Origin of the sequence: Staphylococcus sp. GDX8P54P, assembly GCF_017893165.1 — a bacterium.
Taxonomy (GTDB): Bacteria; Bacillota; Bacilli; order Staphylococcales; family Staphylococcaceae; genus Staphylococcus; species Staphylococcus borealis.
Map to the genome: position 1 here is coordinate 26,551 of NZ_JAESMM010000017.1, position 8,729 is coordinate 35,279.

At 31.2% G+C, this 8,729-nt stretch carries 9 protein-coding genes; 7 read left to right on the forward strand and 2 right to left on the reverse strand.

What is annotated here, in order from left to right; genetic code table 11:
• Nucleotides 1-74: 74 nt before the first annotated feature.
• A complete protein-coding gene (locus KA909_RS07895) occupies nt 75-389 on the reverse strand; it encodes a heme oxygenase (protein ID WP_193839082.1) in 315 nt (104 codons plus the stop codon).
• Nucleotides 390-550: 161 nt separating this feature from the next.
• The gene (locus KA909_RS07900; protein ID WP_053028522.1) at nt 551-811 is read right to left on the reverse strand and encodes a SunI/YnzG family protein; all 261 of its coding nucleotides are present in this window, start codon (nt 809-811) and stop codon (nt 551-553) included.
• A gap of 174 nt (nt 812-985) precedes the next feature.
• Between KA909_RS07900 and KA909_RS07905 the strand changes: the two genes are divergently transcribed.
• The 7 genes from KA909_RS07905 (at nt 986) to KA909_RS07935 (ending at nt 8,251) form a co-directional block, all read left to right on the forward strand.
• Nucleotides 986-1,504 carry a metal-dependent hydrolase gene (locus tag KA909_RS07905; protein ID WP_193839083.1) on the forward strand — a complete coding sequence of 173 codons (519 nt, stop codon included), beginning with the start codon at nt 986-988 and terminating at the stop codon, nt 1,502-1,504.
• 55 nt (nt 1,505-1,559) lie between these two features.
• Entirely contained in the window at nt 1,560-2,747 is a 1,188-nt protein-coding gene (locus tag KA909_RS07910) for a UTP--glucose-1-phosphate uridylyltransferase (RefSeq protein ID WP_075108906.1), read from the forward strand.
• 16 nt (nt 2,748-2,763) lie between these two features.
• Nucleotides 2,764-3,447, forward strand: coding sequence for a PAQR family membrane homeostasis protein TrhA (gene trhA, locus KA909_RS07915; protein WP_075108905.1), 684 nt, complete (start codon nt 2,764-2,766; stop codon nt 3,445-3,447).
• Nucleotides 3,448-3,588: 141 nt separating this feature from the next.
• Nucleotides 3,589-4,917 (forward strand): multidrug efflux MFS transporter SdrM, encoded by a 1,329-nt coding sequence (gene sdrM / locus KA909_RS07920; protein WP_193839085.1) that lies wholly within the window; start codon nt 3,589-3,591, stop codon nt 4,915-4,917.
• A 125-nt stretch (nt 4,918-5,042) separates the two neighbouring features.
• Nucleotides 5,043-5,513 (forward strand): SepA family multidrug efflux transporter, encoded by a 471-nt coding sequence (locus tag KA909_RS07925; RefSeq protein WP_053028517.1) that lies wholly within the window; start codon nt 5,043-5,045, stop codon nt 5,511-5,513.
• A gap of 72 nt (nt 5,514-5,585) precedes the next feature.
• The gene (locus KA909_RS07930; RefSeq protein WP_053028516.1) at nt 5,586-7,037 is read left to right on the forward strand and encodes an MDR family MFS transporter; all 1,452 of its coding nucleotides are present in this window, start codon (nt 5,586-5,588) and stop codon (nt 7,035-7,037) included.
• A gap of 146 nt (nt 7,038-7,183) precedes the next feature.
• Nucleotides 7,184-8,251, forward strand: a complete 1,068-nt coding sequence (locus KA909_RS07935; protein ID WP_193839086.1) for a P-loop NTPase — start codon at nt 7,184-7,186, stop codon at nt 8,249-8,251.
• Nucleotides 8,252-8,729 lie beyond the last annotated feature (478 nt).

Genomic DNA, 8,729 nt, shown 5'->3' on the forward strand with positions numbered 1-8,729 from the left:
CACAATTTAGGCAATGAAGATTTATGTTGGAAATATTGATCTTATTCAACCAACATAACTTCATTGCCTTCTTTTTAATTTAAGGTAGCTAATACATTAGCTTTGACAATTTCACTATTTATAACTGGAGATGTTTCGGCTGATGTTTTACCTCTATTTTGATGTGCTTCTTTAAATGCATCACTTTTAGTCCATGCTTCGAAATCTTTTTCAGTTTCCCACCACGTATTGACATACATATCTTCACTGTCTTTGTCTCGTTCAACTTTCCAAACTTCAATTTTATGGAAACCTTGTAATGCTTCAATTTTTCCACCTTTAGTAAATCTTGGTGCCATTTTTTCAGCGAACCCTTTTTTTACAGTAATTCTATTTGTTACTACAAACATTTTTTAACCTCCTTATTCTTAAGCATAGTGTAATTAATAACTCGGAAAATAAAAAGTAATTAAGTATTAAATGTATAGGTATATAAAAACTGCCAACTACATTTAATGCGTTGGCAGTGAAATGTTACATATAACTTTGCGAAAGAAATTGTATTATATCATTACTTAGTTAATTCATTATAAACTTTTTGGTCATTGTGCGTATAAATAATGTATTCATGATCATCTGTATCAATAATCACTCTATTCGTTTTACCAAAAGTAGAACCAATACGTGAAATATTTTTAGAGTCTAAATCTGGAACGGCATGAATTTCTTGGTCTTGTGAGATATTTTTAATGTCACTAGTAGGGATTTTAATATCTGCTACTCTCCATTGAATTCTAACTTCATTATTATCTTTCTTTACAGTCATTGCCATTAAAGAACACATCCTTTATGTTATTTATGTCTATATCATATATCAGTATGTAATCGTTTTCAAGTATTAATGCTATACTTTTTTATTTTGTGATACACTATTTACTTTAACCGAAAATATGTTCGTATTTTGGCGTATTTTGTGTTAGAATGTTCTCTATAAAGGAGAAGGTATATGACAGGCAAAACTCACGTATCTGCTGGTTTGCTAGTGGGTGCATTAACAACCGAACACTTTCAAACTGATTTGTTCTCTACTGTTACTGTATTATGTTTATCAGTGGTTTCAAGTTTGCTTCCAGATATTTGTCATACTGGAAGTAAGATTGGTAGGAAATTAAAGTTGCTAAGCATAATCATTAGGATTTTATTTGGTCATAGGACATTCACTCACTCATTATTATTTATTGGTATCATTGGATTCCTCCTTAATTTAATTCAAACTCCTATATACTATTTGGTTTCCATTATCGGTGGTATGGCGTCTCATGTTATACTAGATATGTTAACGCCAAGAGGAGTAAAGTTACTTTATCCGATTCCTCTAACTATTAAGTTCCCATTCACCTTTAAAACAGGCGGCTTAGTTGATGTATCACTGGCTACTGCATTAAGTATTGGTGCATTATACATATTATTCCAAACGTTTATTAATGATTTATTACAATATATAAGCCAGTCCATTTTAGGGTAATACTAAATTATTATGGGTATGAATACATATTGAATTCATCACAAGGAGAGTTAAAATGTTAGATCAAAATCAATTAAAGAAATATAATCAAGAGCATTTGAGTGAATATGAAAAGCTAATGAGTAGTAATGAAAAAGAAAAATTAGAAGCTAAAGTGAATGATTTAGATTTAGAAAGTATTCAGCAATTATTTAAAGATTTATATATAAATCGTCAATCGATTTCAGACGTATCAACAGTTTCAGAAGTGAAATATCAACGCAAGTCAGACTTGGCGGATCAAGAAGTAGCTAAATATGAACATAAAGGATTAGAAGCAATAAGAAACGGTGAATTTGCAGTACTTTTGATGGCTGGTGGCCAAGGTACTCGATTAGGTTATAAAGGACCTAAAGGTTCTTTTGAAATAAAAGGAATTAGTTTATTTGAACTACAAGCACAACAATTACTTAAACTTAAAAAAGAAACGGGTCATTTAATTAATTGGTATATCATGACTAGTGATATTAATCATGAAGAAACGTTAACGTATTTTGAACAACACGATTATTTTGGCTATAATCCTGATAATATACATTTCTTCAAACAAGATAATATGGTTGCGTTAAGTGAAGAAGGACGTCTTATTCTGAACGAACAAGGTTATATTATGGAGACGCCAAATGGTAATGGCGGTGTATTTAAATCATTAGATAAGAATGGCTTTTTAGATAAAATGGCAACTGATGGTGTGAAATATATTTTCTTAAATAATATTGACAATGTATTAGTTAAAGTTTTAGATCCATTATTTGCAGGATTTACAGTAGTACATGATTGTGATGTAACATCTAAATCAATTCAACCTAAAGATGGTGAAAGTGTTGGACGTTTAGTAAATCAAAATAGTAAAGATACAGTACTTGAATACTCTGAATTAGATGAAGAAGTAGCAAATACGTTTAATAATGCAAATATTGGTATTCATGCTTTTAAAGTTGGTTTTATTAAACAAGTGGTAAATAATGACTTACCATATCACTTAGCAGTGAAAAATCTAAAGCAATTAGATGAAGATTTTGGTGTTGTTGAAAAACCAACTTTAAAATTTGAACTGTTCTATTTTGATATTTTTAGATATGCAACTAGTTTTAACACGTTACAAGTTAATAGAGAAGATGAATTCTCTCCACTTAAAAATAAAGAAGGTAAAGATAGTGTTGAAACTGCTACATCAGATTTAGAGCGTATGAATTTAATTTAAAGGGTGGTGGTGTTAGATGTCTAACTCATCTAAGAATACAAAAAGTGCAGTTGTTGAATCTTTTAAAGACATCATCCCGCTATCTTTTGGTGAAGAAATAGGTAATGCAGTATCACATGGTGTTGCTGCGTTGATTACGCTTTTTTTACTTCCTTATGCGGCAGTACATAGCTATATAGCCCATGGAACGTTGAGCTCAATCAGTGTTTCAATATTTGTAATTAGCATTTTTATGATGTTTATCTCATCTACAATATATCATTCAATGAAGAACAATACTGCACATAAATACATATTGAGAATCATTGATCATAGTATGATTTATGTTGCAATTTCTGGGACGTATACGCCCGTTCTATTAACTGTTGTAGGCGGATGGATAGGTTGGTTAGTGTTTATATTATTATGGGGTACCACAGTTTGGGGAATATTATATAAATCTATCTCTGAAAAAGTGAATCCAAAGTTAAGTTTAATTGTATATCTTGTGATGGGATGGGTTGGTATTATTTTTCTTCCTATTATCATTATGCGTACGTCATGGATGTTCATTTTATTTATAGTTTTAGGCGGTTTATCATATACGATTGGGGCTTGGTTTTATGCGCAAAAAAATCGTCCTTATTTCCATATGATTTGGCATATATTTATCGTTATCGCTTCAATGTTCCACTTTATTGCAATACTTTATTTTATATAGAGAAACTAAAAAATAAGGTTGATGATTTTATCGGTCATCAGTCTTATTTTTATTTTAAAGTGATTATTATATTGCGTCTGAATAAATCTAACGATTATTCTATTAAAGTATCTAAAAAGATAAAAAGGAGGAAAATTGTTCATGAATTTAAAGTCTATAGGTATTGTTGTTACATTAGTTTTAACTATGTTTATGGCTGCAATTGAAAGTTCAATTATTTCATTAGCCATGCCTACAATAAGAACAGATTTAAATGCTGGAGCATCAATATCATTAGTATTTACAGTTTATTTTATTGCGTTGGTAGTAGCTAACCCGATTGTTGGTGAATTATTAACACGTTTTAAAATTCTTTATATTGCAATGGTAGGTTTATTATTGTTTGGTATAGGTAGTTTAATGTCAGGAATGAGTAGCACATTTGTTATGCTCATCATTTCAAGAATCGTCCAAGGATTAGGAGCGGGGGTTATGATGTCGTTAACTCAAATTGTTCCTAAATTAGCTTTTGAAATACCATTTAGATACAAAATTATGGGTATAGTTGGAAGTGTATGGGGGATATCTAGCATTATCGGACCATTGCTAGGTGGAGCTATTTTAGAGTTTGCAACATGGCATTGGCTATTTTTCATAAATATCCCGATAGCGGTTATTGCAATTATTTTAGCATTTGTTACGTTTCATTTTCCTGAGGAAGCGGAAGTTAAAGCATCTAGCTTTGATGTTAGAGGACTTACATTATTTTATGTGTTCATAGCCCTATTTATGTTTGGTTTATTATATAAGTCATCAATAGTATTAAATATGATTGCTTTAGTGTTAGCATTTATATTCATATTTATTTTATTCAAATTTGAAAGCACAATCAAAAATCCATTCATACCAATTTCAGAGTTCAATCGTTCAGTCTCATTAGTATTTGTTACGGATCTCTTAATAGCGATGACTTTAATGGGATACAATTTATATATACCGATTTACTTACAAGATCATCTACATCTCTCTCCACTTCAAAGTGGACTGGTTATATTCCCATTGTCAGTAGCTTGGCTAGTTTTAAATTTTAATTTAGCGAAAGTTGAAGCTAATTTAACGCGTAAGGCATTATACATCACTGCATTCACTTTATTATTAATCAGTAGTATCATACTAATGTTTGGTTTGAAAATGCCATTATTAATTGCAGCAACTGTAATACTCGCTGGACTAAGCTTTGGTTTTGTTTACACTAAAGATAGTGTCATCGTTCAAGAAGAAACAAATCCGAGACATATGAAGAAAATGATGTCCTTTTATGCATTAACCAAAAATTTAGGTTCATCAATAGGTTCAACTGTAATGGGGTATTTGTACGCTATGTCAATAGGGTTTATAAATGGTCATTTTTATAATATTTTACTTGCAGCTGCATTAGTGAGTATCTTACTCATCATCATGTGGTCAACGCTTTATAAATCCAAGGCATAGCATATTAAAGTTTTAACATAAACTAAATGTGATGTATTATTAAGTTCTTTTAATATCGCGCTTTAAATTTTATATTGCGTTTTATAAATGATAAAATAGCCGTGTGAAACAAAGGAGGGCAAAAGATGAAGTTTTTTAAAAATAATTATAAAAATATTTTATCTACTTTATTTGTCCTCACTATCTTTATTATTTCAGGTGCTATTTTTTTAATGTTTTTAGGATTTGGTTTATTTGGTTTAAGTCGAATCCTAATTTTTTTTAACTTAGGAGACTTTACCTATAATAAAAATTTAGTAGATAATTTAGTTTATTATGGAAGTTATATCGTTTTTGGTTACTTCATTTTATTTGCCATTGAACATTTAATGGACTACTTTAGAAAGCAATTGCCTAACAATCCATATTTTAGTGGTAGTATGTTTCATTTGATTTCTTATGTCGTAACAACGATACTCTTCTATTTTATAATTCATATACACTACGTTTATATAAAAATTGACTTTTGGGTCATCGCAGTCATCATAGGGCTATTATATATATTTAAAATTATATTTTATCCAGATAGTGAGAATCTTAATAATAAGAAAGAGTAAGCATTTAGTTTGCTTGGCGTACTAAAGTTTGGTTGAATATAACAATGTCTTTGAATTAAAAGGAGTTTTTATATGGCGAATATAGAAGTATCCACAAAAAAACGGAACCTCATTGTTGCAGTAATGTTATTAAGTGCATTTATAGCTATTTTAAATCAAACTTTATTAAATACTGCTTTACCGCATATTATGAGGGAACTAAATACATCTGAAAATACTGCCCAATGGTTGGTAACTGGTTTTATGTTAGTTAATGGGACAATGATTCCGTTGACTGCATACTTAATGGATAGAATTAAAACTAAGCCATTATACTTAGTTTCTATGGGAATCTTCCTTATTGGATCTATTGTTGCTGCTATTGCACCTAACTTTGGTGTTTTAATGTTTGCCAGAGTGATACAAGCAATCGGTGCTGGAATTATTATGCCGCTCATGCAGTTTACGTTATTTACTTTATTTTCTAAAGAAAAGCGTGGTTTTGCAATGGGCTTAGCTGGCTTAGTTATCCAATTTGCACCAGCGATTGGCCCTACTTTTTCAGGCTTAATTATAGATAATACGAGTTGGAGAGTCCCATTCATTATCGTTGTAGGCATTGCACTTATAGGTTATATCTTTGGTGCTATTACATTATCTAGTTACAATGAAACTAAAAAAACAGCGTTAGATAAACGATCAGTTATTTATTCAACGTTAGGATTTGGATTGATGCTTTATGCATTTAGTAGTGCAGGCAATCTTGGATTCACTCATCCAATTGTTATCTTTTCATTTATAATTGGAATGTTAATTGTTGTTGCGTTTGTAAGAAGACAATTATATATAACTAATCCGTTGTTAAATCTCCGAGTTTTCAAAAGTAAAATTTTCACTTTCAGTACTATTACTTCAATGATTGTCATGATGTCAATGGTAGGTCCGGCACTTTTGATTCCATTGTTCGTTCAAAACGGTCTTGGTCTTAGTGCCTTCATGTCTGGATTGGTCATAATGCCAGGGGCTATTTTAAACGGTATAATGTCTGTTTACACCGGTAAAATTTACGATAAATATGGACCTAGACTTTTAATTCTAATTGGATTTATCGTGCTCATTATAACTACTGCCTTGTTGAGTTTCTTAAAATATGATTCATCTTATACCATGTTAGTTATCGTGTATGCAATAAGAATGTTTGCTGTTTCACTATTAATGATGCCAATTAATACAGCAGGTATTAACGCACTTAAAAATGAAGACATTTCGCATGGTACTGCCATTATGAACTTTGGCCGTGTTATGGCTGGCTCACTTGGAACGGCCTTAATGGTAACCATTATGAGTATTGGGGCTAAATTACTAAGTCAAAGTTCATCTATAAGTGCCAATCATGAAATCGCACAAAGACAAAGTGTTGCAGCAGGTGTTGATTTATCATTTGCAATAGTAACTGGATTAGTGATTGTTGGTTTCATCTTCTCTCTATTTATTAAAGAAGAAAGACACTACATTAAAAAAACAACGAATACACGTGATATATAACGATTAGATAAAGATAGAAGTTGGTCTTCATATATTGAGCTAACTTCTTTTTTTATACATTTAAAAAATATATACTGATTTAGAAAGTCAATACATATTAATATTTGTTATTATAGAGATATAAAGAATGCTAAGGGGGATTTACATTGTTAACGGTAGATCAAGTGAAAGAAATAGTCGGAGCATTAAAAGATCCGATAATAAATGTACCACTTAAAGAAACAGATGGCATCATCGAAGTAACTACAAAAGAAGAAATAGAACACGTTAGTGTTAAAGTGGCAATGGCGCAACTAGGTGGACAACCACAATTAGATTTACAAATGGCAATAGTAAAAGCGCTAAAAGAAAATGGGGCTAACACTGTTGGGATACGATTTGAAGAGTTACCTGCCGAAACGGTAGAACGATATACAGGTAAAAAAGAAGAACAACCAAAAACTATAGAGGGATTATTATCTAAAGATAATCCAGTAGAATTTATAGCGATTGCTTCAGGTAAAGGTGGCGTAGGTAAATCGACAGTTGCAGTAAACCTAGCAGTTGCATTAGCACGAGAAGGCAAACGTGTTGGTTTAGTAGACGCTGATATCTATGGATTTAGTGTACCTGATATGATGGGTATTGATGAGAAACCGGGAGTCCAAGGTAAAGAAATAATTCCTGTTGAACGTCATGGCGTAAAAGTAATATCAATGGCATTTTTCGTAGAAGAGAATGCGCCAGTTATATGGCGTGGACCGATGCTAGGCAAAATGTTAACTAATTTCTTTGTAGAAGTGAAGTGGGGAGAACTTGACTATTTACTATTAGACTTGCCACCAGGTACAGGTGATGTAGCTTTAGATGTTCATTCAATGTTACCAAGTAGTAAAGAAATCATTGTAACTACGCCTCATCCGACAGCAGCATTTGTAGCTGCAAGAGCAGGAGCGATGGCTAAACATACTGAACACTCTATCTTAGGTGTCATTGAAAATATGAGCTATTTCGAAAGTAAAGAAACTGGTAATAAAGAATATGTCTTTGGTAAAGGTGGCGGACGTAAACTAGCAGATGAATTAAATACGCAGTTACTAGGTGAATTACCATTAGAACAACCTACATGGAATCCTAAAGATTTCTCACCATCTATTTATCAAGCTGATGATCGATTAGGTAAAGTTTATACGTCTATTGCTCAAAAAGTGATAGCATCTACAATTAAAAAATAAAATCCTATTTAGTGTAAAATTAGCGCATGGAAATTCAGATTTTCATGCGTTTTTCTATTGCAAAATATTTTGAATCTGATAGAATAATTTCTTGTGAGCAACAATGAAACTTGAACATAACAAAGACAAAAATTAGTTCAAAAAAAGTGTTGACTTAACTATTCAAACTTGATATTATATAAAAGTCGTCGAAAACGGAATGTTAATTCCTTACAAAGTTTGTTAAAATGGTGTAAAACTTACCATTGCAAAATAAAAAAAGATGACTTAAAATAATAAAAGTAATCAACAAAAGTTGTTGACTTTCTAAAAAGAATGTTATACAATTAAGAAGTTAGTTTAAAAATGAACATTGAAAACTGAATGACAATATGTCAACGTTAATTCCAAAAACAGTAACTTAAATGTTACAAACACTATTTAGTATTATGAGCTAATCAAACATCATAAATTTTTATGGAGAGTTTGATCCTGGCTC

Bases quoted from the DNA above. Each gene is read 5' to 3' on its own strand.
- KA909_RS07895 (WP_193839082.1), bottom strand. From the start codon at position 389: ATGTTTGTAGTAACAAATAGAATTACTGTAAAAAAAGGGTTCGCTGAA.
- KA909_RS07900 (WP_053028522.1), bottom strand. From the start codon at position 811: ATGGCAATGACTGTAAAGAAAGATAATAATGAAGTTAGAATTCAATGG.
- KA909_RS07905 (WP_193839083.1), top strand. From the start codon at position 986: ATGACAGGCAAAACTCACGTATCTGCTGGTTTGCTAGTGGGTGCATTA.
- KA909_RS07910 (WP_075108906.1), top strand. From the start codon at position 1,560: ATGTTAGATCAAAATCAATTAAAGAAATATAATCAAGAGCATTTGAGT.
- trhA (WP_075108905.1), top strand. From the start codon at position 2,764: ATGTCTAACTCATCTAAGAATACAAAAAGTGCAGTTGTTGAATCTTTT.
- sdrM (WP_193839085.1), top strand. From the start codon at position 3,589: ATGAATTTAAAGTCTATAGGTATTGTTGTTACATTAGTTTTAACTATG.
- KA909_RS07925 (WP_053028517.1), top strand. From the start codon at position 5,043: ATGAAGTTTTTTAAAAATAATTATAAAAATATTTTATCTACTTTATTT.
- KA909_RS07930 (WP_053028516.1), top strand. From the start codon at position 5,586: ATGGCGAATATAGAAGTATCCACAAAAAAACGGAACCTCATTGTTGCA.